Genomic DNA, 25,037 nt, shown 5'->3' with positions numbered 1-25,037 from the left:
CTGTCAACGCTTCGAAGTCGCCCTCACGGACGCCTCCGCATGACTCGGGGTCAGGGTGGGTCGCTACTCCTTTCCTGTATCGAACTTTCATCGACTATCCTTCGCCAGTTTCACTGGCGCACTACGCATCCGACGGGGGCCGTCTTGCGTGACGGATGGTAATTGGCGAAGCGTGTGACCTTAAGTCTAGCTTTAAGGTCATCAGGCGATGCGGGTCGAGGTTTTGGGCGGGCTGGAGCGGCGGCGGCGCTGGTCGCAGGACGACTAGGCACGGATTGTCGAGGAGACGTTGGCGCCGGGCGCGAAGGTGACTGAGGTTGCGCGTCGCAACGGAGTAGCGGCCAGCCTGGTGTTTACCTGGCGTCGACAAGCACGGACATCGGAACAAGTTGTACCATCTTTTACGCCGGCGCAGATCGCCGCCGTGGCGGCATCGGCTGAGGAAACTCCGAAGCTTTTGCCTACGGTTGACGGCCGAGTTCGCTCCGTGGCAGCCGCGCGTACTGGATTGATAGAGATCGATCTCGGCAACCGACGGTGCATCCGGGTGGATGCGCACGTCGATCCGGAGGCGCTGGCGCGGGTCCTCGATGTGCTTGGACGCCGATGATTGCTATACCGGGGAATGTGCGAGTGTGGCTCGCGACAGGCTACACGGATATGCGCAGAGGCTTTCCGTCGCTGGCACTCCAAGTGCAGGAGGTGCTGCACAAAGACCCGCTCAGCGGTCATCTGTTCGTCTTCCGCGGTCGCCGCAGCGATCTTGTGAAGGCGATCTGGCACGATGGCCAGGGCGCCTGCTTGTTCACAAAAAGACTCGAGAGAGGAAAGTTCATCTGGCCATCGGTTGCCGGTGAATCGGTAACGATCTCGCCGGCGCAGTTGAGCTATCTGCTGTCCGGGATCGATTGGCGTAACCCTCAAGAAACCCAGCGTCCGACGCGGGTCGGATAGCCATTTTACGGGTTTGAATCTGCTGCTTGATCTGATTCAATGGCTTCATGATATCGAAGCCGGACGATCTTCCATCGGACCTTGCGAGTGCCCTGGCGGCGCTGCAGGCCGAGCGTGAGGCGCGGCTGCGAGCCGAGGCGGTGGCTGCCAGTGCGCGGGCGGAGCTGTCGGACAACGAGGCGCTGATCGCGCATCTCGAGCTGCGGATCGAGAAGCTCAAACGCGAACTGTATGGGCAGCGCTCCGAGCGCACGGCACGGCTGCTCGAGCAGCTGGAGTTGGAGCTCGAAGACCTCGTCACCACGGCGAGCGAGGATGAGCTTGCCGCGCAGGCCGCAGCGGCGAAGACGCAGAACGTCCGCCCCTTCATGCGCAAGCGGCCGGTGCGCAAGCCATGGCCGGATGACATCGAACGCGAGCGCGTCGTCATTGAGGCTCCAACGACCTGTGCCTGCTGCGGTGGATCGCGGCTGGCGAAGATCGGTGAGGATTTGACCAAGACGCTGGAGGAGATCCCGCGCCGCTTCAAGCTGATCGAGACGGTGCGCGAGAAGTTCACCTGCCGCGATTGCGAGAAGATCAGCCAGCCGCCCGCGCCTGCCGCGCGGCAATCTGGATGGAAGCGCGTATTGCCTCACATATTGATGCTCCCGGGTGCGATCGGTTGCCTCATTTATTTTGCTCCTGGCTTGGGTTGAGGAGGAGGCCGGGTGCGGAGATGGCCGGGGTTTCGGAGCGCCCGGCCTCCTCCGCCGGCACCTCGCACGTCATTGGGGTGTTGTGACCTCATACCCTGGCAGCAGTTTTTCGCTAGGAGCGAACAGCAGCGCATTCGCTTGCTCGCTGCGCCAGGATTTCAGCCGACGTTGAAGGGTTCGAAGAAGCTTGTTCGGATAGACTCCAGGATATTCCACCTGCAAGCGCGAGAGGAGTTCGCTGCCAGTTCGCCAGGGCTCGGCTTCAAACCATTTTCGCAAATCTGGCGTTGCCCGGATGAGCGGGTCGGGACGACGTCGGCCTCTTTTCGCCTTCACGATTGGCCGATCCGTCGGTCGCATGGCTCCATCCTTCCAGGCCGTGCGCAGGCTTGCCAGGAAGCGATCGATCGATTGCGATGCCGCCGCAGGATGGGTGATTGGTTGGATATCCGCGAGCGCCGCGAGGCGATCCTGCGCGTCGCGGATGTCGCGCAACAACGCGACCGGATCGAGAGCGGCATAGATTTCTTTGAGATGCTGGCGGACCGCATCAGGCGTGCGGGAGTCCGCGGTCAGGCGCTGGTGAGGTGTTGCCGGCGCGCTGTATGTCTTGCGCACACGAGCACCGTCGCGTTGCTTGGCTATCAGTTTGAACGAGGGTTGGAAGAAGTTTACGAAGAGCCGCGCTGATCGATAGAGTTCGGCCAGCAGCTCGGCCGCTTCCAGGCCTTCGAACCGACGATAGCCAACCATCCTGCGCACGACCGCGCCGTTCTTCTGCTCGACGAACGCCTGGTCATTCTTCCGGTAGGGACGGCAACGCGTGAAGACAATGTTGCCCGCCTCGCAGTAGGCTTTCAGCGTCTCGTTCATGAACACGGTATCATTGTCGGTATCGAGGCCGAGCAGCGCAAAAGGCAAATGTTTGCGCAATTCCGTCAGTACCGTGCTCAACAGCGTCTGTTCGCGCACGATCAGAGGAGCGCACTCTGTCCAGCCGGTAGCAATGTCCGTGAGCACGAGGGTCTGGATGAAGCTGCCGCGCGCAGATGGACCGCTATGCGCTACAAGGTCAGCCTCGACGAACCCCGGCGCAGGATCGTTCCAATCTGCCGACGTCCGTATTGGAACACTGCGACGCAGGGAATGCGCTGTGTGCCGTCGGCGCTTGCGACCTAATTGTTCTCGGACCCGCACCAATGCGCGATCGATCGTCGCAGCGCTCATCGCCAAAAGTTTGTCGCGGATCTCAGGGGCAAGGTCGAGGTGGCCGTGCCGTTCCATCGCCTCAATCAGCGCAGGCATTAACACCTTCAACCGCTTCCCGCAGATCCGGTCTGACGCTTCCCAAAGGAGCACGAGCGCGTTGTGTTCTGCCTCATTATAGATCCGACGTCGCGCCCGTCGGCCTGGGCATACGTCTTCCTGGCCTCGAAGTAGACGCATCGCATGCTTGCGATGGCGACATGAATTGCTCGCGGTGCCGCGGCCAGCATGCTCGACGATAACGGAGCGGCTGGCCCTCCCGCTTCGCTGCTGCGCGACTGAGATGTGCTGGTCGCTTTCACCGAACAAAGCCGCAACCTAATTCGGCTGAGGAAAGTCATGTACCTGATCGGGCCGCCCTGCACGCTTTCTCATGAATCGTGTTCACATCGTCTTCTCTTCACGCCAGACTACGTACTGCCGCCCGCCGCGCTTCCGATCACCGGCAGCACGTCGGGGACCGCGCGATCGGGCGTGTCGTCCTTCCAGCGCACCGAGCCGAACGGTCGCTCCAGCATGCGGCGGATGCGCACTGGGTCGGTGCCGACGTGAAAGGCCATGGCCTGCTGTTCTAGCGCACGCTCTGAATGGGTCGAGCGGTTGCGCTGGCGCAGATAATCGAGCCAGGTCGGGCAATGATAGCGCTCAGTCCACAGTTGGGGGTCTGCGATGTCGCGTGCAATCGACCAGCCATAGGCGCCGTTGCGCTGTCGCGACAGCTGCACGTCCTGCATTACGTTGTGGAAGGCCCGTGCGTTCTCCTGCGCAACCCGATATTCGATTTCAACAACCAAAGGCCCGCTGCGCGCGGTCAGCGCCAAGCGCACCTGAGGATCGTCAAGCACCTCGGCCTCTTCACCACGAGCGCCAGTGCGTGGCATGCCCAACCAGCGCCCCAAGAGCGGGGAAGCCAGCATCAGGACGGCAGAGACTAGGAGCGCCGTTTCGACCCCGGCGGCATCGGTCAGATGCCCCCACCCCCAGCTGCCAACGGCAATCCCGCCTGAGCTCGCCGCTTGATAGGCCGCGAGCGAACGCCCGGCGACCCAACGCGGCGCCGATAGCTGCACACCAATATTGAACAGCGCCCAAACCATCATCCACGCGGCTCCCACGACGACCAATGCAGCCGCCGTCAAAAATGGTTCGCGGCTCAGCGCGACTGCGGCAATGGCCCCACCTATCGATAGCGCGCATGCGCGGATCGCCGCTTCCCCGGTCATGCGCTTGCGTACCTCGTTGATGTTGAGAGCGCCGATTACTGCGCCCAGACCGAAGGCGCTGAGCATCAGGCCGTAGGTCTCTGCACCGCCATGCAGGAGATCGCGCGCCACGAGCGGCATCAGTGCCGTGATCGCGCCACCGATCACGCCCGTCACCATGGTGCGGGTCAACACAATCTTGATCGGTGGTGAATTGGTGATGTAGCGCACGCCCGAAATAATTGCGCGGCTCAGCCGTTCAGGCGGTAGACGTGACGATTCGGAGGCGCGTTTCCACAGCAATAGCGCGACTATCAGCGGTAGGTAGAGCAGCGCGTTGAGCGCGAACGCAGCTACCGCACCTGCGGAAGCAACAACCACCCCCCCGATCGCAGGGCCCACGCTTCGCGCGATGTTGTAGCTGATGCCATTTAGCGCGATTGCGGACGGCAGCGCCTCCGTGGGGACCTGCTCACTGACAGAGGATTGCCAGGCCGGCCCCATCAGCGCCATGCCCGTGCCAACGGTGAAACAGAGCGCCAGCAAAAGATTCGGCGTGACCAAGTGAAGCCAAGCGACCATCGTCAGCGCGGTCGCGCCGGCGAGCGCTATGCCCAGCGAGACTATCGCCACAATGCGCCGGTCGTGCATGTCGGCAATGGCGCCGGCCGGCATCGAGATTAACATGACCGGCAGCATCAAGGCGGTCTGGACCAGTGCGACCTTGTCGGCGGATGATGTCATCTGGGTCATCGCCCAGGCCGCACCGATGCCCTGGATCAGAATGCCGAGATTGGAGAGCAGGCTCGCGAGCCAGATGCGCCGGAAGGTGGTATGATGCAACGGCGCGGTGATGCCATCGGCGTTGACCGTCTTGGGCCTGAGTGGACCGGTCATATTGGCCCGTATCTGGCCTGAGCTGGCATGGTTCTGGACCAAACCCATGAAGGAGGTTCCGGCGCGGTATCGCGGTCGAGATAGTGACGCAGTCGTGAGGGGGCAATACGCAGATCGCCTGCGATATGGGCGACAGCCCTGCTGCCTTTCACCGCGCTTAACATTTAACAGCATCGTTCTCGGCGTTCACGAGAAAACCCTGTAGAGCGAGCTCCTACGCCCATCACCGATCCGCTACCACATCGGCCAGTGCCAAACGTCCGCCTTACCTCGGGTTCACGTTCGTCTGCCACACCTGCTTCCGATGCGACCACGTAGTTGCAGCGCTGTAATTGGAAGTCGATCCTGCGGAAGTGCCATTTAGCTTTTTCGCTATCCCTCGAAACGAACACAAGATACTTCGACGGCTATCTTGGAAACAAGTTAAGAGGCACTCAGATACAGGACGTTTTGGATTCAGTGGTTCAGCACGGAATGCAGAAATGCGCGCGTGCGCGGGGATTCCGGATCGGTGAAAATCTTGTCTGGCGAGCCGTGCTCGATGATGCGGCCTCCGTCGAAAACCGCAATGCGGTCGGAGATGTCGCGTGCGAAACGCATCTCGTGCGTGACGATCAGCAGCGTCACCTTCGTCTCGTGCGCTATACCTCGCACCACGTCGAGAACTTCCCCCGCAAGCTCAGGATCAAGCGCCGAGGTGATTTCGTCGAGCAGTAGTATCTGGGGTTTCAAGATCAGCGCTCGCGCGATCGCGATACGCTGCTGCTGCCCCCCGGAAAGCTGGGCGGGATATGCCTGCACTTTGCCTTCTAGGCCTACCATCCGAAGGTACTCGAGCGCGCTCTTCTCAGCCTCCTCCCTGGACTGGCCCAACACGGTCGTTGGCGCCAACAACAGGTTCTGCAGCACTGTCAGATGTGGAAAGAGATTAAATTGCTGGAAAACCATGCCGCACCGACGGCGGATCCGCGCCTCCTGTGAGCTCGAGATCGGTTTGCCTGCCGCATCAAATATGATACTTTCGCCAAAAACCCGAATGTCACCGCTGGTGGGCTTCTCAAGGGTCATCGCCAGTCGCAGCACAGTCGTCTTTCCTGAACCGCTTGGACCGATAAGGGCGAGCTTTTCGCCGGGTCGCACTTGCAGATCGAGATCGACCAGTACGCGGTGAGCCCCGAAGGATTTCGACACCTTATCGAATTCGATAGCCCACCTGGCATCTAACGAGTTGGGGCCGAATGCATGTGCCTCCCTGGGATTGGAAGCAGCGCCCGACGTGCGCTTGAACGATTCTGTCTGGCCTGGTTCCACGGTTTTAAGCATGCTTGTCCTTGAATCTAGAAACGAGATAGAGGCACGGCATATTCATGGCGACATAAATTGCGCCGGCAAGTGTGAAGGGCTCAAGATAGCGGAAGCTCTCGTAGCCGGCCACTTGAGCCTCGCCCAGCAACACCGGCACGCCGATCGCAAAAAGATAGGCGGTGTTCCGAAACAAGCTGAGTACGTAATTGAGCAAGGCTGGGATTGCCCGTTTGATCATCAAAGGAACGAGCACGCGTTGCCATGTAATATACGGGCTCAAATTGAGCGCCACACACGCGTCGCGCAGCTCGACCGGGATCGTGATCAGGCTGCCTCGGTACACCTCAGAGCAGAAGGCAGCATAGACAATACTTAGCACGCCGATGCCAATGGGCAATGCCGGAAGCGTAATCCCGACCTCCGGTAGGACATAGAACGCGAAATAGAGCAGCACCAGGATGGGCACCCCCCGGAAGAGTTCGAGCAGGAAGCGTACGAATGCCCGCCCGAGCTTTGTACTCACACTCTCCAAGATCGCAAGCAAGAGACCGAGTGTTAGCGCAATCGCCGAACTCGCAAGCGTCACCAGAACGGTGTACCATACGCCCACCATCAGCCGCGGCAGGATCTGCACGGCATAGGTCCAATCCCACGTCATCGGGCCGCTCCTGCAATTTGAGCCGACTCTGGGGCAACCTGGACCACGCGCGCGGCTCGCAACGCACGGTTTAGCGGGAGAACCCGCTCAATCGCTCGAAAACCCGCAGCGCAAAGAAGGCACAGGATCCAGTAAGATGCGCCAAGCAGACAAAACACAACTACCGTCTCGTACGTTTGCCCGCGAACGTAATTGCCAACATAGAGCACGTCGTGCACCCCGACGAAGCTCACGATGGATGTCCAATGAACCATATCCCTCGCCATGCTCCCGAACGCAGGCACGATCTGCGAAAGCGCCTGTGGCAGGATAACCTTTACAAGGCTCTGAATTTTGTTCAGCCCAAGCGCATGACACGCATCGATTTGCCCCCTATGCACAGCCTCAATGCCGGCACGAACGATTTCGGCGCCGTACGCGGCTCCGTAGAGTGATAGCACAAGGATCGACGCAGCAAGTGAGCCCAGATGCGGCATGCGGGGTATTAACGGCAACACATAATAGACCCAGAACAAGAGAACTAGAACTGATGGGCCACGAATGAACTCAATCAAGAATATAGACGCCGTTCGTATAGCCGGCGTCCTCGCGAGCCTTAGCGGACCAAGGACTAGCGCTCCTAGCGCACCACCGAGCATAATGCACAACGCCACCGACGCTGTGACCCACAAACCCTGCGCGAATAAGGGCCAATACTCCAATACTGCCGCCACTGCAGCTACCCTCATTCGCAACTCGGCACAACGTCACTGGCCTTATGCATCCCGGAGACGATATTCCAGTTGACTGTCCCGTACCTATCGAAGACCTCTTTCATCGCACCGCTGCTCCGCAAAGCATCAAGCTGCTTGTTGAATTCGTCACGGAAGCGCACATCTTCTTTTCGGAACATCACGCCAAACCCATTGATTGGCCCACCTGCATCAATGACTGCGTCGAGACCTTTCTCGCCCGGATTGCTAACGCTGGTTTCACTGAGCGAAAAGGCGTCAGCGCGACCGCCGGTGATCGTCGCAATGCCCGCCTGAGTGTCAGGCACGCGCACGAGTTGCTCGGGCTTGACGCCCTGCTTCACCGCGTGCGCCTCCTGGGACGACGCGGTAATCACCGCCAATTTGACGTCGGGACGGCCCGCAATTTGCGCGACACTGGCTAGGTGCTTCGGGTTTCCCCGAGGCATATACAGCGCACTTTGGAGCACAACGAAAGGCCCGGAATACAATACGACTTTGCAGCGCGCTTCGGTGTACGACAGACCGGGCGCTATGAGGTCGACCTGATGGGCCTGCAGCGCAGGAATCATGGCATCATAAGCGGTTAGTACCCCCGTAAGCGCCGGGGCACCCATACCTTTGAGCGCCAAGTTCATGATCTCAATATTAAAGCCCTTCGCCTCACCGCTAGGCGACACATACAACCAAGGGGGAGCCGACCCCATCGCCACCTTGACCTGACCGTTCTTACGTATGGCAGCGAGAACAGGGTCATCCGTTTGGGCCAAAGTCGGATACGAATATCCAATTGATGCAAGCAATAGAACAAACGCCGAGAATTTTGATCTCGAATGCATACCCTCTCCTCCCTTTTTCGTGATCGAAGCTATTTTTTTTCTTTCAATGCCGCAAATGATCTTTTCTCAAAAGGTCATTCTCAAATAGAATGGAAACGTAGCCTTCGAAGTCTGCCGGTCGGGCTAACCGTCCGGGAAGAGGCGCGGCAATCCGCTAACCTCACAAATTGTCCAGAGCTCCGCTCGATGGTACAACGTCAGCCTAGAGCGAATTTGCGGCGCCCGCTTCGCCCTTGCGCGTGTGACGCCGCATGTTTCGACAGTTGTGCGTTTCATCCATCACCGCCTGTGACACCTGCCATCGGCCCAATGCCCTTTGGCTGCTTGTGAGGCTTCGGTCGAGCCGGTAGGTCGAAGTCCCAGAGCACGGTCAGTCCGGCCGATGGGCCAAACACGCACGGGGTCGATAAGACTTTAGCTGCTATCCTGGTCGACAATGCTCATACCCGAACCGTTAGCGAGCGTCTGCTCCAGCCATCCAAAGATACGATCGTCGCCGGTTATGAAATTTTCGATCTCGCCCACACTAGTCCGGAGTATTCCCGGCATGACCAACTCCAGATCAACGCCCGCGGCCATACACTCCGCTTGTAATTTGAGCGCCTCCGGGACGCTGACGATGCTACGGCCACCGGCAACCACGAGAGCTGGGCATCTCAATTGTCGTATCATTCGAGAGCGGCGCACCGACACGAATTGCCGATCAGTTACGCTTGTAGCCCTCGTCATCCAGGCGACAGATGCTAGCGTTCGCGCCCAACTCCAAAGCCCCCCGTCGCAAACGGCCGCAGCAACGCGATGATCAGAGATGGCGAATTCAGTCGCTAAAGCAGCCGACAATCCTTCCCCATACACGGCGATGCGAGTGGCATCAACATCGGGCCGAAGTGACAAGTAATCCAAACAGCAAGACAAAAAGGCTTCCGATTGGACGCGCTGCTGATTTGAGACGTCATCGTGAGAGACAACGAGAACCGATAGGGGCCGACCAGTGGCAACCGGCAATAGCCTTCCGAGCAGCGTCGCTGCGGTTTCTTCTTCCTTGCTGATGCAAATGACTGCCGGGGCGCATAGATGGGGACTACAGACGGGCACGTAATAGGCTGAAGATTCGGCTGTTTGATCGCAGTCTGCGATGTGCACCCGCTTGACACCCCGGTCCAAAGACGATCCAAATCTCTGAATCTCGGCCTCGACTTTCGAGGATATGGCCCCATTTTGTGGATCATCTTCATCAACTAGCCGCCTAGCAACTTCAAAAGCGGTTAGCGCGCAAAGCCAGGCATCGGTCGCCCGATTGAAGGCCCGCTTTTTGACATTTAGGTCAGCAAGATGGCAGTGGGCATCTCCGATCTCTGTCCATATCGCGACCCAGCTCCGTCGACCTGCGGTCGCGTTGATGTACCCGACAGGTGGATTGTCCAGGAACAACGCGGCGCCCCGCCGTGTGGACGCAAGATCGCCCCTCACATAACGCCAGGCCGCGTTTTCCATCCGGTTCACCCCTTGGTGCAGACCCTCATCACTGTTGCTCAGCTTCCCAAGTAGTCCAGATCGCTCGTAGGCCTGAAACCCATTTCCTCCTCGGCATACTTCCTCCCCATCAGAAAGTGACTTCCAGGGCCAGTGGCGATCTAGACATGGGCGCAGCACAAGTAAGCCCCTGACAGCGCTCCTTCCTGCCAAGTTTGGACCCGTGTATTGCCCCAGCCGACCTTACGGCCGACAGGCCCAATTATTCTCGTGTTTTCGGGGCAATCAAACAATGATAAGTCAACAGATCATTCCACCGCAGAATGTCTCCAAGCATTGAAAGGGCGTGGCCTTGCCTTCGATACAGTTCTGCTCGTCAGCCTCGAGAGCTTGCAAATTCACGATTGATTTCGAAATACCGAATAGCCGGCTGGCGATCCGGTCTAATCAGAAGCGCCCCGTGTGACTTCCAATCTAACCGTACCGACATCGATTGGTTTGCCGGCACCGTCTGTCTTGTTCACCGCGAAGGACCAGGGTCCAATTCACGAGATAGCCGAAGTGGCCCCCTCGGGCCGGACCAAGGTCAAGCTGTGCCGGGCGTTTTGGTCCTCAAACTGTTGCAGGCGACGTAGCCGAGCGCTGAATGCAATCGGCGCTGTTGTGCGTCTCGTCGATATAGCATGGAAGATACTCGACAACGTATTCGAAAGTAGACCTACGGATAGGTTGGCTCGACCATAATGGCTACCACACGGCTTCGATCATCGCGCTGTCGTAAGGATTGCCGCGCCGGCCCATCGAACGTAATCCGTCCTGGAGCAAGGCTTGGCGATACGCCAAGGCGGCATACTCGGAGCCACGATCGGAGAATCGACGCATCCCAGTGGCAGCGTACGCATCTCAGCTGCGGCGTTGAATGCGGCGAGCGTCAAGCGAACGTCGATCGAGTGGCTGGATCGGATCAGTCGACCGCGCGGCGTGACCTGGCCTCAAGCATCGCCGCGATGTGGGCGAAGCTGTCCACAACACCAACATGGGTGAGACGGCCGACCGGTCTTGGCTATTGGGATAGATCGACTCCTTCAGGTCGCTGTCGGTGGTGGCAACATGACATAGCGCCGGCGCCGCTGCATGTCATGCGTCATGCGTATGAGCCGGCAAATCTTCTTATGGTGACGATGAGACCGTTATCGACCAGCTCGGCGCGAACGAGCCACCATCCGCGCTTCCAGAGGCTTCTCTCGGCGAGACAGCTCTGTGCGACCTGACGCTTGAACTCGATGCGGTTCGGAAGCGTCACGCCGATACGGCCACCTTGCGCACTCCGTAAGCGCGCAGTCCATGTGCATTTTTGCTGGACCAAAAGTCCATCTCGGCTAGGTCGCGCGCTCGTCGCAGTGGCAAACGTAGACGGCGGTCGTTGAGCCGCGTGATCTCGCTCGGCCAGGCAGAGCTGATACATCTGATGGTCTCGTAGGCTGCTTTTAACCATCTCCAAGGTTTCGCCACTCGCCCCTCAGCGCCGTCCTGTCGAACTCAAGGACATCAAAGGTGTCTACGTTTGAAGAAGCGGCGCTTGATCGCCCAAGTGACCGCCGTCTCGCTGCTCTTGGCCGCCAGATACGCAGATTCCGGTACCGCTCGACGGCCTGGTACTCATCGTGCCGCTTGAGCCCTTCGTAGGCTCGGCGGAAGGCAACACCGGGACTCGATTCTCTAGTGTAGCCGCAGTCGTTGAACGCTCCTGGCTTCATTACCGGCCAATCAATCAGAAGCCAGGAATCGATCCGCTGCCCAGCGCAGCGGCGCCGCCCGAGCTGCCTTCGCCCACCTTACGATGCGCGGTACTCGCCGATGGCCCGGCGCAGATCCTCTACCGCCATCGCTTCTCTTCGCTATCGTAGGCGCCGGCAACTGGATCGCCCAAGGCCATCAGCTCACGCTTGAGCACTTTGTTGGCCGCGTTGACTGTGCCTCTCGGAAGCACCGGAATGAAAGCGATGTACCGCGGCACCTTGAACACGGCAAGATGCGTCCGCGCATGATCGAGAATACGCTCTACGGGCAAATCGTCTGGCGTGAGGCCCTCCTTCAACTCCACGTAAATTTTGACCTCTTCGCCTCGCTTGAGGTCCTTAACGGGTACCGCAGCCACATCAGCCACCTCGGGAATCTCGCGAATGACAGTCTCAACCTCGCGCGCGGCGATGTTTTCGCTCGATCGACGGATCATGTCTTTCTTGCGTCCCACGAGATAATGCAGGCCGAGTTCGTCGCAACGCATCAAATCACCAGTCTTGAACCATTCGCCTTCGAACGACTCGGCGTTCGCTTCCGGCCGATTCCAGTAGCCCTTGAGGATTCCGCGACCGCTCACCCACAGCTCCCCGATTTCTCCGATCGGGGTAGGCGTACCATCGTCGTTCACGATCCTCAACTGGCGGAAAGGGCTGCGAATTCCCACTGAGCCGGTCTCGGCCAGTTCTTCGATGTCACTCGGCGTGTGTGTGCCCCCCCCTATTTCTGTCATCCCGTAGGCATCCTGGGTACGCACTCGGAACCGATTGCGGAATAAGCGCAGGGTCTGAGGGCTCCAACCAAAGTTGATGGTTTGCTTGAGGCATGTTGATCCGTCTTCGCTGGCGGACTCTGCCTGGCGCGCTACCAGCTCGGGGAAACTGCACCATTCGATGCTGTAGTGTTTGATCCACCCGAGAAAGCGCGTCGAGCTCAATTGCGGCGCCAAGTAGACCGTGCCTCCCTGTCGATACGACTTCAATAGCTGCCACTGGGCGTCGATATAAAAGAAGGGCTGCGCAGACAGATACTTTCTGTACGGCTGTCCATCATAGGCTTGCCCCTGGTAAGAGCAGATGCCCCAATATTGGTGGGTTAACATGCACCCCTTGGGAAAGCCGGTCGTCCCGGACGTGTATTGGATATTCAGCAGGTCGTCGGGGGCAACGTCCTCTTGAAAAGCCGGGTCATCGCCCCCGTCAACCAAGCTCTCCAGTGTGACGAATGTCCGATCGGCCGATTCTCCGACATGAATCAGTCGGCTTTTCGCAAGCTCCTTTGGCCACGGTGCCATGGCCGAGAATGCGCCCCACCCAGACTCATCGACTACCGCAAACTTGGCCTGTGTATCACTGAGGACGTATTCGATCTCCCTTGGTGTGTAGCGCATGTTGATCGGGACCATCACGGCACCAAGCTTTGCGATCGCAAACCACAAGAGCGGGAACTCGATGCGGTTGGGAAGCATCACGCCGATGCGGTCGCCTTTGCGCACCCCAAATTCCCGCAACGCACGCGCGTATCTGTTGGACCGGAGATCCATTTCCGCGTACGTCGCGCGCTCGCCCCGCTCAAAAACCTCGATCGCAATTGTTGAGCCATGCGTTCGCGCTCTCAGCGACACTAGCTGAGAAACCGTGATGGTTTCGTATGCCGCTTCCATTGCTTCGATTCTGCGCAAGGCGTTCGCCAAGCGCTCCTTCAGTGAATCCGTACTCACCACAGCCAATGCCCTTCGTCGCGAATTTCCCAAATTTCATTCGCGTCGCTCAGTACACGCTTGACCGAAACGCGACCATTAATCATCCGCGCCGCCATCACGGGAAACTCGAACGCCGCGGCAGTCACCCCCTCAGGCGCGTCGTCGTCAAACGGAACGTGCGATCTCAGAACGATCCGGTAAGCCCCCTGGACCTCTGCCAGTTGGACATCCTGACCACAAGCGCGCTGCAGTTTGTAGAAGAAATTCGCTATCGCTTTCGCGTCGGATCCCTCTATATCCGCGTCCCGCTTGAGCTCGTGCGTGTATTGAATAGCCAATGCGCGCATCACCTGGCGCACCAGCGTAAGCGTGGGTTCCAGGCCCACCACCTGAAACAACGCCTTTACAACGCCTCCGACGTTCCTTTGGGAGAAATTTCGCCGCGACTTGAGCTTTCGGACCTCAGGCCACACCTCGGGATCCAATTGCGGCGCTTTCGAGGGATCGTATTCCGGCGTGTGGCTGGTCGGAGCAAACCGATATTCCTCGCCCGGTGCCAGGTCATGGTCGTATTCCATGAAGTAGCACTCATCATACGGCTCTCCATCCATGATGTGCTTTGTACAGACCAGCCCGAGGCGAGGACAGCCCATGACCTTTCCATTGTTGGCGAGCCAGGCTTTGCCGCCTTCGAGGCGTCCGGACGTGGGAATGGCCATCATCGCAATGCCGGGATAGACCCACATCGGCCCCATGTAGCGAACCCAGACCTTCTTGGGTGACTCCTCCACATACTCCAATTTGAGTCCGGCCAACTGGTTGGTCAGGTAGTGATACTTCGCAGCCTGGACAGCAGGCGGCTCATCCTTGCTGATCCCAAGCTTGCGCAGACCCTCCAGATAATGAAGATTCTGATTGCTTCGTAACGTTGTTGCCCAAAGCCTCTTGAATGCTTCTTCGCCTTTCTCCCTGTAGGTCATTGCCGTAAGACCGGAAAACGACCGCGCCCAGAACTTGGTTGCGAGTTCGCAGTCTACACGTAGCCTTGCGATATCTTCATCGGTGACATTGCTCTTACGTGAAGAGCTGCCCTGCGGCGTCTGAGTGGGCATCGAACAATCCTCATTAAGGTCGAGCGCGTAGTTTGGCACTTTGGGCCAAGGTCACCCCAACGCAAATGATTTCTCCGGCTAATGTCATTCCGCTCGCGAATGACTTCTAGACATTCACAGGGTAAGTGATTTACGCCCACGACGCGAGCAAGTTTACGCGTGAGCTGATGACGCAGAGCCTCCGTCCAGCAGACATCACAGTCCGATTTATGGTCGGCCAATTCGAGGGTGCAGAGCGTTTGGGCGGGCGGGACTTGAGTCTTTGCCGGGCAGATAGAGCTTTGTGGACAAAAGCGAGTCTCAGTCTCGATCGACACGATCTGCGGATACTGGAATCGAGGATGGATTGACTGCCTGAGCTGGGCATAGATGAAGCGATAGATCTCCGGTAGGAGATCACCTCGCGGGCCGCGCTCGCGAGCCAGCCGGCTGGCGACCTGGTCGAGGAAATCAGCCACCGCCGAGACGCTTGAACACCTCCCGGCACAGGCCGGCGCACCGTTCGAGGCGAAAGCCCTTCCAGCTCCGCGCGCGTGTCTGTTGCTGCGTGTAGCTTGCTTATAACGACCAGCCTGCTCCGATTGCGGCTCAGTTCCCGAGAGATCGTTGATGTCGAGCGATCCCGAACTGCCGCGATCTGCCCGATCGAACTGCCACTGGCCGAAAGGCAGGCAATCTCGCATCGCTCGTCGAAGGAGACTTGTGGGTCCGCCCCGTGGCAACACGTCCTGCTCGAGATGTTGCACTTCGTTTGTGGACATAGGAGAACCATACCCCCGGGTTGTCATTGCGGCGAGTATGTCCGCACGCGTGCCTCAAGCATGATTCCGCGTATGAGCCCGGGTCGCGATTTCCTCCTTGCTCTTCGAGCTACGGCGGACAAGCCGCTTGCCTGGGGACTACGAAAACTTACTGCAACACCTCGAAGAGGCCGGCGGCGCCCATGCCGCCACCGACGCACATGGTGACACCAACAAATTTCGCCTTGCGGCTGCGACCTTCGAGCAGTGCATGTCCGGTGAGCCGCGCGCCCGACATGCCATAGGTATGACCAACCGCGATCGAGCCGCCATTGACGTTGATCTTCTCGGGATCGATGCCGAGCTTGTCGCGGCAATAAGGCCTCCCAGAGATCGATCTCGTCAACCTTAAGTCCATGACGCTTGAGGAGCCGCGGCACGGCAAAGACCGGGCCGATGCCCATTTCGTCCGGCTCGCAGCCATACGCAACAAAGCCGCGGAAGATGCCCAGCGGTTTCAGGCCGCGCCTGGCCGCTTCCTTGTCGCTCATGATCACACTGGCGCTGGCGCCGTCCGAGAGTTGGCTGGCATTACCGGCAGTGATGGTGAACCCCTCGCCGCGCACCGGCTTCAAGCCGGCGAGACCTTCGGCCGTGGTGCCGGGTCGCGGACCCCCATCCTGCGACAAGGTGACGTCCTCGAAGGACACTTCGCCCGTCGCCTTGTTGGTCACCGCCATTTTGGTAGTGATGGTCGCAAGCTCGCCCTTGAACTTGCCGCCCCGCTGCGCGGCCGCCACGCGGCGCTGGCTCCTGAGCGAGTATTCGTCCTGCTTCTCGCGAGAGATGTGGTCGCGCTTTGTCACGACCTCGGCGGTGTCAATCATGGGCATGTAAACCTCGCCCATGATCTTGAGCAGCGCCGGATCTTGCGCATGAAAGGTGTTCATCTTGTCGTTCTGCACGAGCGAGATCGACTCGCCGCCGCCGCCAACCGCAACTTCAACGCCGTCAAAAATCGCCAACCGCGCGGCGAGCGCAATCGCCTGCAGACCCGAAGGCGCATTGCCGGTCGATGGTTGTGCCGTTGACTGTGACCGGGAGGCCCGCACGCAACAGCGCCCTGCGCGCGACGTTGCCGCCCGTTGCGCCCACCTGTAGCGCGCCCCCCATCACCGCGTCCTCGACCTCCTTCGGGTCGACATTGGCGCGCTTCACCGCCTCGCTGATTGCGTGGCCTAGTAGCGTTGCGTCCTCGGTGGCATTCAGTCCCCAGCGATAGGCCTTGCCAATCGGCGTGCGGGCCGTGGAAATGATGACGGCATCGGTCATGAACGACCTCCTGTTGCGAGTTGTTGCTTCGGTTACTTGGCTTGCGAATTGTCCACGGTTCCTGACGAAATGGCGGGGACGAGCCCTTCAGTAGATAGCGTACACGTTCCGGACGGTTTCGGTCACATCCCAACGGCCGGTCCAACCAGGAGGAAAAACGACTAGATCACCCCCGTGATGGTGTGGGCCGTGCCGGTGATTTCGTCGGTGATGGTTGCGATGCCTGACAAGATGAATGCCAGTGTCTGGGCGATTGTTGACGGGCCAGCCTCCGGCTTGGCATCCCAGATGCCGATGTTTCCGCGCGCGGAACCCCTAGCGCACCGCTCCATCGATGGGTAACCCGGATTCCGCTTAGGCAGGGAAAGAACTCGATCATCGCTGCCTGGATCTTCTCGTGCACGGCGTACTCCGACGAGACCTTCGAGCCGAAATGATAGGGCGCGCCCCTGCCTCCGAAGACGAGGCGGCCGTCCGCCGTCACTTGGGAGTGGGTCCGCAGATGGAGCATATCGTTGAAGACGATACGATGGCCGAGGTTCAACTCGGTTCGCAGATGTTGCGGCAGAGGCTCGGTGGCGAGCACAAGCGAGTACAGCGGGATGAGGGTGCGACGATACTCCTTGAACTGGGTCGTGAATCCCTCGGTCGCGCGAACGACGATGCCGGCCCGAAGCTTGCCACCGGGGGTGATGATGAAGACGCCCAACTGGCTGCCGATTTGCGGCTCTAGGGTCTGCTGTGAGAGTCCCCACATCACCCCGCCGAGACCCGCCAGCGCGCTGCCCGCCACGAAGGTCGCGACGAACAGGCGACGCACTCTATAACCAAGCGCCTCCACCATTTCGCGATCGTGGACGCCTGCTCGGGTCAAGAGTCCCATCCTCGTTCGCGTGAAGACGAAATACCGCACGACGAAAGCGAGAGCACCGACCAGAAAGCCGAAAAACGCGGTAGCGCTCGATCACCACGTCGTCGACGACGAACGCACCGCTCAGGAACGGCGGCAGCACCATAGTGACCTGCTGGACGCCCCAAATGATCTTGATGATTTCCTCGCCGACGATCAGCCCTCCTGCCATCACGAGAATCTGCGTCAAGTGATCGCCTTATACCGGGTTGACCAGCAATCGTTCGAAGGAAAATCCGGCCAGTCCGGCTCCGACCGTAGCCGCCACACGAGCGCCAGGCAATAACGAGCAGATTATCGCCAAGGCGAGGCGATGCGACGTAGCCACTCAGCGCGGCGAAGATAGTGGCAGCGAGGTAGGCACCAACAGTAATGAAAATTCCCTGATCGAAATTGAGGACATCCATTAAGCCGAAGACGATCGTCATGCTGGAAGCGACGGTGAAGATGATTCATCCCCATCGCCAACCCGGCGATCGTCAGGGTGAACCAGGTAGCACGGCTGCCGATGACGAAATAGGCCGCCCCCATCACGACGGGCAACAGGACCAGCGGCATCATATCGGATGCCAAGGGCATCGGATCGGAACGGTTCGTCGACATCATGCGAGTCCCAGTTGCGATTTGAGTAGATTTTCTCGCTCGAAGTATTCTTTCGCCGGCCCCACGTGGATGATCCGTCCCGAGTCGACCATCGCAACATCGTCGCCGACCTCGCGCGCCAGATGCAGATTCTGTTCCACCAGCAAGATGCTGGCGCCGCTTTTCTTGAGCTTGAGCATAGCATTTGCGATGTTTTCGACCAAAGGTTCACGCCGGGCAAAATTTGATACAGTCCGATGTGCGTGTGCACATTCTCGGGCTGAAGGAGGGCTTTGGTCATTTTGCGCCCTTTTTTTTTGAAGCTTCCCAAGTAAGCCTCCTGAACGATCGAGGATTCGATTACGTCTGCCGGCTTACGTCGGCGACCAATTGTCCATTGTGAAGCACGATGATCCGGTTAGCGAGGTTGCGAACGACGTGCATCTTATGTTCGACGAGGAGAAGCGCCTTGTGACTGATGGTCTTAAGCTTGCGGATCAGATCCAGAACGATCGGGACGTCGTCGGCGCTCATACCGGCCGTCGGCTCGTCGAACATGTACACCTTCGGATCCATGGCTATCAGCATGGCGACCTCCAATTCACGCTGATCGCCATGGGAGAGATTGACGACGGGCTCCGTGAGCTGCGTTTCCATCGAGATGGTCCGCAAGATATCGTTCGCTCGCGTGATCAGGTTTTCGCTATCACTCCAGACGTTCCAGAAGTTGAGGCCATGATGGTGCCTGCCGGCATCGATCGACTGCAAGACCAAGCGGACGTTCTCCAGGACCGTCACCCGCGGAAACAGATTTGTGAGCTGAAAGGCATTGACCAAGATCTCCTTTGGCGCGGCGGGCCGCGGACAGAGTTCTCCGCTCCAAGCCACACCTCGCCATGCGTGACGGGATCTGGCCGAAAATCAGATTGAAGAACGTCGTCTTGCCGGCGCCATTCGGACCGACGATCGCAGTCAAAGTACCGCCGTCAAAGGATGAACTCACTGCATCGACTACCCGATGCCCTCCGAAGGAGACACGAGATCGACGTCTCGAGTATCGGAGCACCGGTGTTGACGCTCGTCGGTTGGCTTTTGGCTCGACCGATGGTCATCGCTCAGCCCAACTATTTATCCGTGAGCATTGTGTTCAGCTCCTCACCGCCGAGCTTCTTCATCAGCATCGGTACGGCCCATTCGATGTTCGGATAGGCCACGTAGCGCACGCCGTAGAAGTCATGAAGGGCCTGATGATTGTCCTTCCGGATCGTCAGTTGGCAGCTCGTCCCCTCGAACGACATGCCTTCGAGGGCGGAAATCAGCTTTTCAGTATCCGAGCTTCCTGCCTTGTTGACGGCATTGACGATGGACAAAGCTGCATCGAATGCTAATGCCGTCGCGGTGTCCGGCGGAGTATTGAAGCGCTCCTTATGCTTGGCTACCAACCACGTGTTCGCGGGGGTCTTGATAATATCGTAGTAGTAGGGGACCACACCCGTGAGGTCCGGAACGCCCTTGAACGACACCATTCCGGGCAGCGGGTTCCTGGAGTGGAGAGTTCGATGCCGTAGCGAGCGGGATCCATGGCGTTGATTTTCGCGATCGGCGAGGTACCGATCCAGTTCACCCACAGCCTTTTCTTTCCGGGACGATCCTTCAACGAGTTGAAGAGACGCTGCACAACGCCCGTCAAATCCGTCGTGTTGATCGGCAGAAACTCCTCGCCGGTGATGGTGGCGCCGACCTTTTTCGCGGTTGCCTTGAAAGCTTTGTACTTTCGCGTCCGAAGGCGTAGTCCTGCGCGAGAACTCCGACTGAGGTGTCCTTGTCACCAAGAAGCAACATCGAGGCGACGGCTTCCTGGCCGACGGTTCGACCGGTACGCACAATGTACTTATTCCACTTGCTTCCAGTGATGCTGTCGACGGCCGCGATGTCGACAACGAGCGGTTTCTTGTACTCTTCAGCCACCGGCATCATCGCGAGCGTGGTGGCCGATGACGTGCTTCCGACGGCTACGTCGACCTTTCCTGAAACGCCTCTTCGATCAGCGCTCGGGCACGATCGGGCTTTAGTTGATCGTCCTTTTGAATCACCACGATCGAGCGGCCGTTCACCTTCATGGTGCCCTTCGCTGCGTATTCGAGCCCAAGCTGAAGTCCGATCTGAGCTTGCTTGGCATAGACCTCGAATGCGCCCGTCGTGCTCGTGATCAGGGCGATCTTGAAATCTCCCGCAGCGTTGCCGCCGGCGATCCGGTGATCCCCGCAAGGACCGCCGTGAAGACCAATGTGCCCGCCGCCTTCTTGAAGATTCCAGTCAAGATCGCAATCTGACTACGGCCGATTTTTGTAAATATGAAATTTTTACGATTTGCTTCACGACGGCGCGTTTTTCAGCTGGAGATCGCCGATTATCGGCTTGCGGCGTCGCTCAGGTTTTCCGTCATCGAGAATTCTCGGTTCGCGCGCGGGATGGGCTCGGCCCATCAGCAGGCGACAAACGGCAAGCCGACACCCCGGCGGCGACAGGCCGCCTCGACCGTGTTCCGTAGTAGGCACGTGATGGTCATCGGGCCAACACCACCCGGGACTGGTGTCAGCGCGCCGGCCACGCGCTGAGCTGCGTCGAAATCCACGTCGCCGACCAAACGCTGCTTGCCCTCGCGTTCGACGCGATTGATGCCGACGTCGATGACGATTGAGCCAGGCTTGATCCAATCGCCGCAAATAAGCTCCGGCCGTCCGACCGCGGCAACCAGAACGTCGGCGCTACGACATACCGAGGGGAGATCGTCGGTCTTGGAGTGTGCAAGGGTAACTGTGCAGTCTTCCCGCAGCAGTAGCTGAGCCAGCGGCTTGCCGACGATGTTGGAGCGCCCGACGATCACCGCTGAGGCCCCGGCGAGATCCTTGCGGACGCTCTTGATCAGGAGCATACAACCGAGCGGTGTGCAGGGTATCAATGCGGGCGCGCCGAGCGATAGGCAGCCCACATTTATAGGATGAAAGCCGTCGACGTCTTTTGCTGGATCGATGGCAGCCGTTACCTTCCGAGCGTCGACATGGTCGGGCAACGGCAATTGGACGAGGATGCCGTCGACGTCTGCCGCAGCGTTCAAACGGGCGATGAGTGAGAGAAGATCGTTTTCGCTCGTGCTTGCCGGCAATTCATGGTGGAATGAACGAAACCCCGCATCTACCGACTTGCGGATCTTGTTGCGGACGTAGACCGAGCTTGCCGGATCTTTGCCGACAAGGACGACGGCGAGGCCGGGCGTCGCGCCCCGCTCGGTGAGGTCTTGGACCGCGACGCGCAATTCGGCATGAAGCTGCGCAGCCGCGGCGGTGCCATCGATGAGACTGGCGCCCATTTCCGGTTTGAGTGGCGAGGATCTGTTCATCGAAAGACCACCGTGCGATCACCGTTCAACAGCACCCGATTCTCTACGTGGAATTTGACGGCCCGGGAAAGCACGGCGGCCTCCACATCCCTCCCGACCGCCGAAAGGTCCTCGGGAGTCAGCGAATGATCCACCCGCAATACGTCCTGCTCGATGATCGGCCCCTCATCCAGATCCGCCGTGACGTAGTGGGCCGTTGCACCAATTAGCTTGACGCCTCTCGAGTGCGCCTGATGGTACGGTCGTGCGCCTTTGAAGCTCGGCAAGAAGGAATGGTGAATATTGATGACCCGTCCGGACATTTTGTGACAGAGACCATCCGAAAGGACCTGCATGTAGCGAGCGAGAACGATCACATCGATGCCCTCCTGCTGGACGAGGTCGAGGAGTTTTGCCTCCTGCGCCAGCTTGTTCTCGGCGGTGATCGGGAGATGATGGAATGGGATGTCGTAGGACGCCGAGAGGCGATAGAAGTCCTTGTGATTGGAGACAATCAACGGAATTTCGACACTGAGCATTCCCGTTGCGTATCGAAACAAGAGGTCGTTCAGGCAGTGCCCGGCTCGCGACACCATGATCATCAAGCGCGACTTTGATGCGCGGTCATACATTTTCCAGATCATATCGAATGAGCTGCCGATCTCCGCGAACTCCGTCTGTAATCGCGAGAACGTGGCGCCGGTTTGCGCATCAAATGAGATGCGCATGAACAGCCTGTTGCGATCCGAGAATTGGGCGCTATCGCGGATGTTGCAGCCGTGACCTGCAAGGAATCCGGACACGGCGTGAACTATCCCCATCCTGTCCGGACAGGACAGAGTTAGGACGAAGTCGGGACGATCGCCCCGCCCGGTCGGCGACGTTATCGCGGTCGAACTCCTTGTAGCCGCTTGCTTGGCGGATGCGACATCAATCTGGGACATGACACTCATCCCCTCAGGACACCGCCGCAGAGACGGCGGCCGTATTTTCGACGTCCTTGACCCGATCGTTGGCCGGATCGTAGAAGGCTCGTAGCGAAGCCCGCGCCGGCACGCGCACGCCGGCGACCTCAATCTCGATTTTCCCGCTCTGAAGCCAGGCCGCGTCCACACCGCCGTTTGCGGGATTTTCGACGTAACCCAGGCCGAGACAAGTTCCTATCGTATGGCCGTACATGCCTGACGTGACGCGCCCGACAAGCTGCCCGTCGAACCAAATCGGCTCATTGTGGTAGAGCAAGAGCGCGGGATCATCGAGCGCGATATGGATCATCTTGCGTTTGGGCCCCATTTCCTTCTGACGCAGCAATGCGTCGCGGCCGATGAACCCGTGCGGCTTCGACCAGGAGACCGCGAAGCCGAGCCCGGCCTCGAGCGGGCTATCTTCATCGGTGATATCGTGACCCCAATGGCGATACCCCTTTTCCATGCGCAAGGAATTCATCGCGTGGTAGCCAGCCAGACGCATGTCGAACGGAGCGCCCTCATGGATGAGAACATCGAAGACGCCCTGCACGAACTCGGTTGGAACGTACAGTTCCCACCCGAGTTCGCCGACATAAGTGATACGGCTCGCCCGCACCTTGGCGTATCCGAGATCGATAACCTTGGAGGTGGCAAAGGGAAAGGCAGCATTCGACAGATCCGCGTCCGTGAGCTTGCTCAACAGGTTTCTGGATTTCGGACCCATGACCCCGAGGACTCCATAGGCGGAGCTGACGTCGACGGCGACGGCCCGGGCAGCATCGGGAATGTTGCGTTTCAACCAGGCGAAATCTCTGACCTGCGTAGCGGCTGCAGTGACGATGAGAAAGCGCTTCTCGCTCTCGCGCGTAATGGTCAGATCGGCCTCGATGCCGCCGCGCTCATTGAGCCATTGCGTATAGACGAGGCGACCGATTGGCACCGAGACGTTGTTGGCACAGATCCGGTTCAGAACGTGCTCGGCATCGTCACCTTCCAACACGAACTTCGCGAAGGACGATTGGTCGAACAGCCCGACATTGTCACGCACCGCGCGATGCTCCGCCGCCGAATCATCGAACCAGTTTTGTCGCCCGTAACTGTATTCGTACTTGGCTTCTCGTCCCTGCGAGGCATACCAGTTGGGTCGCTCGAAGCCCGCGACCTCGCCGAAGCAGGCGCCTCGCGCGAGCAATCGATCGTGCAGTGCCGAGCGCCGGACGCCTCTCGCCGACTCCGGCTGCCGGAACGGCCAATGCATCGCGTAGAGCAAGCCTAGCGTCTCGACAGTTCTGTCTTTCAGATAGCGGCGGTTCGACTGGAACGGCACGACGCGCCTGATGTCGACGTCCCACAGGTCCATCGGCGGATGACCATCGACCATCCAGTCGGCGAGCACCTTGCCAGCCCCACCCGCCGATCGGATGCCGATGGAGTTGAAGCCGGCGGCGACAAACAAATTCCGCACCTCGGGCGTCTCGCCCAACATATAGCGATCGTCAGGCGTGAAGCTTTCAGGCCCGTTGAAGAACAACTGGATGCCCGTCTTCGCCAGGATCGGAACCCGACGGATCGCACCTTCGAGCAACGGTTCGATATGCTCCAAATCGTCCGGCAAGGTGTCGAACTCGAAGCTGTCGGGAATGCCGCTCATACCCCACGGCTTGGCGACCGGCTCGAACCAGCCGACCAAAAGCTTGCCGGCATCTTCCTTGACATACGTGCAGGCATCGGCGTCGCGCAGCACGGGAAGATACTTCTTTATTTCGGGCAAAGGTTCGGTGACGATGTAGAAGTGCTCGGCTGCGTGGAGCGGCACGGTCGTGCCCACTTTGGCGCCGAGATCACGAGCCCACATGCCTGCGCAGTTGACGACGTATTCGGCGGCGATGTCGTGATCTTTGGTTCGAACGCCGACCGCTCGACCGCCCTTGACGACAATCTCGGTGACGGGAGCGTTCTCGAAGATCTTCGCGCCGCGAACCCTCGCGCCCTTCGCCAGCGCTTGGGTCGTATCGACAGGATTGGTCTGTCCATCCTTCGGAAGGTGCACCGCTCCCACAAGATCATCGATCGCCATCAGCGGCCAGAGCTCACCCGCTTCTTTCGCGGACATGATGTTAACTTCTAAGCCGAAGCAGCGCGCCATTGACGCGCCGCGCTTCAACTCTTCGAAGCGCTCCAGGTTATTGGCGATCGCCAATGACCCAATTTGTCGATATCCGGTGCCCTGCCCCGTCTCTCTTTCAAGTTGGCTATAGAGTTCGGTCGTATACTGGGCCAACCTCGTCAGATTGTGGGATGGACTAAGTTGACCAACGAGACCGGCAGCATGCCACGTGGTTCCTGACGTAAGCCGTTTGCGTTCGAGCAGAACGACATCCGTCCAGCCGCGAAGGGTCAAATGGTAGGCGAGACTGCACCCCATGATTCCGCCACCGACAATGACGACTTGGGCCGACTTTGGAATATCGATCAAACCTCAACTCCAT

The 25,037-nt window shown here is 59.1% G+C and carries 21 protein-coding genes and 4 pseudogenes; 5 read left to right on the top strand and 20 right to left on the bottom strand.

Going from position 1 to position 25,037, the window contains the following annotated elements; all coding sequences use genetic code 11:
• Positions 1-274: 274 nt before the first annotated feature.
• From tnpA to AC1VNY_RS18960, 3 genes and pseudogenes are all read left to right on the top strand, one after another.
• Complete coding sequence (tnpA, locus tag AC1VNY_RS18970) at positions 275-610, top strand: IS66-like element accessory protein TnpA (RefSeq protein ID WP_482406338.1); 336 nt, start codon at positions 275-277, stop codon at positions 608-610.
• 23 nt (positions 611-633) lie between these two features.
• Positions 634-954, top strand: a complete 321-nt coding sequence (gene tnpB, locus AC1VNY_RS18965) for an IS66 family insertion sequence element accessory protein TnpB (RefSeq protein ID WP_445707308.1) — start codon at positions 634-636, stop codon at positions 952-954.
• A gap of 47 nt (positions 955-1,001) precedes the next feature.
• Positions 1,002-1,553: pseudogene (locus AC1VNY_RS18960) on the top strand (transposase domain-containing protein); the annotation flags it as partial.
• A gap of 168 nt (positions 1,554-1,721) precedes the next feature.
• Here AC1VNY_RS18960 and AC1VNY_RS18955 read toward each other — a convergent pair.
• From AC1VNY_RS18955 to AC1VNY_RS18895, 13 genes and pseudogenes are all read right to left on the bottom strand, one after another.
• Positions 1,722-3,098: an ISNCY family transposase gene (locus AC1VNY_RS18955; RefSeq protein ID WP_482406337.1), complete on the bottom strand. Its 1,377-nt coding sequence runs from the start codon at positions 3,096-3,098 to the stop codon at positions 1,722-1,724.
• 230 nt (positions 3,099-3,328) lie between these two features.
• Complete coding sequence (locus AC1VNY_RS18950) at positions 3,329-5,017, bottom strand: MFS transporter (protein ID WP_482406336.1); 1,689 nt, start codon at positions 5,015-5,017, stop codon at positions 3,329-3,331.
• Positions 5,018-5,473: 456 nt separating this feature from the next.
• Positions 5,474-6,340, bottom strand: coding sequence for an amino acid ABC transporter ATP-binding protein (locus AC1VNY_RS18945; protein WP_482406329.1), 867 nt, complete (start codon positions 6,338-6,340; stop codon positions 5,474-5,476).
• A complete protein-coding gene (locus AC1VNY_RS18940) occupies positions 6,333-6,980 on the bottom strand; it encodes an amino acid ABC transporter permease (protein WP_482406328.1) in 648 nt (215 codons plus the stop codon). The genes AC1VNY_RS18945 and AC1VNY_RS18940 overlap by 8 nt, the downstream gene beginning before the upstream one ends.
• Complete coding sequence (locus AC1VNY_RS18935; RefSeq protein WP_482406335.1) at positions 6,977-7,618, bottom strand: amino acid ABC transporter permease; 642 nt, start codon at positions 7,616-7,618, stop codon at positions 6,977-6,979. Before AC1VNY_RS18935 ends, AC1VNY_RS18940 begins: the two co-directional genes overlap by 4 nt.
• A gap of 86 nt (positions 7,619-7,704) precedes the next feature.
• Positions 7,705-8,550, bottom strand: coding sequence for a transporter substrate-binding domain-containing protein (locus AC1VNY_RS18930; protein ID WP_482406327.1), 846 nt, complete (start codon positions 8,548-8,550; stop codon positions 7,705-7,707).
• A gap of 414 nt (positions 8,551-8,964) precedes the next feature.
• The gene (locus tag AC1VNY_RS18925) at positions 8,965-10,044 is read right to left on the bottom strand and encodes an alpha/beta hydrolase family protein (protein WP_482406326.1); all 1,080 of its coding nucleotides are present in this window, start codon (positions 10,042-10,044) and stop codon (positions 8,965-8,967) included.
• 1,855 nt (positions 10,045-11,899) lie between these two features.
• A complete protein-coding gene (locus AC1VNY_RS18920) occupies positions 11,900-13,516 on the bottom strand; it encodes a class I adenylate-forming enzyme family protein (RefSeq protein WP_482406325.1) in 1,617 nt (538 codons plus the stop codon).
• Between the two features lie 23 nt (positions 13,517-13,539).
• Positions 13,540-14,637, bottom strand: a complete 1,098-nt coding sequence (locus tag AC1VNY_RS18915) for a hypothetical protein (RefSeq protein WP_482406324.1) — start codon at positions 14,635-14,637, stop codon at positions 13,540-13,542.
• Between the two features lie 130 nt (positions 14,638-14,767).
• Positions 14,768-15,409, bottom strand: a complete 642-nt coding sequence (locus AC1VNY_RS18910; RefSeq protein WP_482406323.1) for a helix-turn-helix domain-containing protein — start codon at positions 15,407-15,409, stop codon at positions 14,768-14,770.
• Between the two features lie 137 nt (positions 15,410-15,546).
• A pseudogene (locus AC1VNY_RS18905) lies at positions 15,547-16,709 on the bottom strand (acetyl-CoA C-acyltransferase).
• An 87-nt stretch (positions 16,710-16,796) separates the two neighbouring features.
• Positions 16,797-16,946 (bottom strand): cupin domain-containing protein, encoded by a 150-nt coding sequence (locus AC1VNY_RS18900; protein WP_482406334.1) that lies wholly within the window; start codon positions 16,944-16,946, stop codon positions 16,797-16,799.
• Complete coding sequence (locus tag AC1VNY_RS18895; protein ID WP_482406322.1) at positions 16,876-17,622, bottom strand: FAD-dependent oxidoreductase; 747 nt, start codon at positions 17,620-17,622, stop codon at positions 16,876-16,878. The genes AC1VNY_RS18900 and AC1VNY_RS18895 overlap by 71 nt, the downstream gene beginning before the upstream one ends.
• Here AC1VNY_RS18895 and AC1VNY_RS18890 point away from each other — a divergent pair.
• Positions 17,603-17,905, top strand: coding sequence for a hypothetical protein (locus AC1VNY_RS18890; protein ID WP_482406321.1), 303 nt, complete (start codon positions 17,603-17,605; stop codon positions 17,903-17,905). The genes AC1VNY_RS18895 and AC1VNY_RS18890 overlap by 20 nt on opposite strands.
• 316 nt (positions 17,906-18,221) lie before the next feature.
• Here the strand turns inward: AC1VNY_RS18890 and AC1VNY_RS18885 are convergent, their stop codons facing one another.
• The 4 genes and pseudogenes from AC1VNY_RS18885 to AC1VNY_RS18870 all read right to left on the bottom strand — a co-directional run bounded on the left by AC1VNY_RS18885 (position 18,222) and on the right by AC1VNY_RS18870 (position 20,363).
• Positions 18,222-18,401 (bottom strand): hypothetical protein, encoded by a 180-nt coding sequence (locus AC1VNY_RS18885; RefSeq protein ID WP_482406341.1) that lies wholly within the window; start codon positions 18,399-18,401, stop codon positions 18,222-18,224.
• A 125-nt stretch (positions 18,402-18,526) separates the two neighbouring features.
• A pseudogene (locus tag AC1VNY_RS18880) lies at positions 18,527-19,267 on the bottom strand (ABC transporter ATP-binding protein); the annotation flags it as partial.
• Positions 19,268-19,325: 58 nt separating this feature from the next.
• The gene (locus AC1VNY_RS18875; protein WP_482406320.1) at positions 19,326-19,829 is read right to left on the bottom strand and encodes an ABC transporter substrate-binding protein; all 504 of its coding nucleotides are present in this window, start codon (positions 19,827-19,829) and stop codon (positions 19,326-19,328) included.
• A gap of 58 nt (positions 19,830-19,887) precedes the next feature.
• A pseudogene (locus AC1VNY_RS18870) lies at positions 19,888-20,363 on the bottom strand (ABC transporter substrate-binding protein).
• On the opposite strand from AC1VNY_RS18870, the gene AC1VNY_RS18865 reads away from it, so the two are divergent.
• The gene (locus AC1VNY_RS18865; RefSeq protein ID WP_482406340.1) at positions 20,274-20,534 is read left to right on the top strand and encodes a hypothetical protein; all 261 of its coding nucleotides are present in this window, start codon (positions 20,274-20,276) and stop codon (positions 20,532-20,534) included. The pseudogene AC1VNY_RS18870 and the gene AC1VNY_RS18865 overlap by 90 nt on opposite strands.
• A 152-nt stretch (positions 20,535-20,686) precedes the next feature.
• Here the strand turns inward: AC1VNY_RS18865 and folD are convergent, their stop codons facing one another.
• The 3 genes from folD to AC1VNY_RS18850 form a co-directional block, all read right to left on the bottom strand.
• Positions 20,687-21,571: a bifunctional methylenetetrahydrofolate dehydrogenase/methenyltetrahydrofolate cyclohydrolase FolD gene (gene folD / locus AC1VNY_RS18860; protein WP_482406333.1), complete on the bottom strand. Its 885-nt coding sequence runs from the start codon at positions 21,569-21,571 to the stop codon at positions 20,687-20,689.
• A gap of 26 nt (positions 21,572-21,597) precedes the next feature.
• Positions 21,598-22,401: a formyltetrahydrofolate deformylase gene (purU, locus tag AC1VNY_RS18855; RefSeq protein WP_482406332.1), complete on the bottom strand. Its 804-nt coding sequence runs from the start codon at positions 22,399-22,401 to the stop codon at positions 21,598-21,600.
• A 136-nt stretch (positions 22,402-22,537) separates the two neighbouring features.
• Entirely contained in the window at positions 22,538-25,024 is a 2,487-nt protein-coding gene (locus AC1VNY_RS18850) for a GcvT family protein (protein ID WP_482406319.1), read from the bottom strand.
• Between the last annotated feature and the right edge of the window lie 13 nt (positions 25,025-25,037).

The organism is Bradyrhizobium ferriligni (assembly GCF_056837965.1).
Note: the sequence above shows the minus strand (reverse complement) of the source record. Positions and strands in the feature narration are given on the sequence as shown.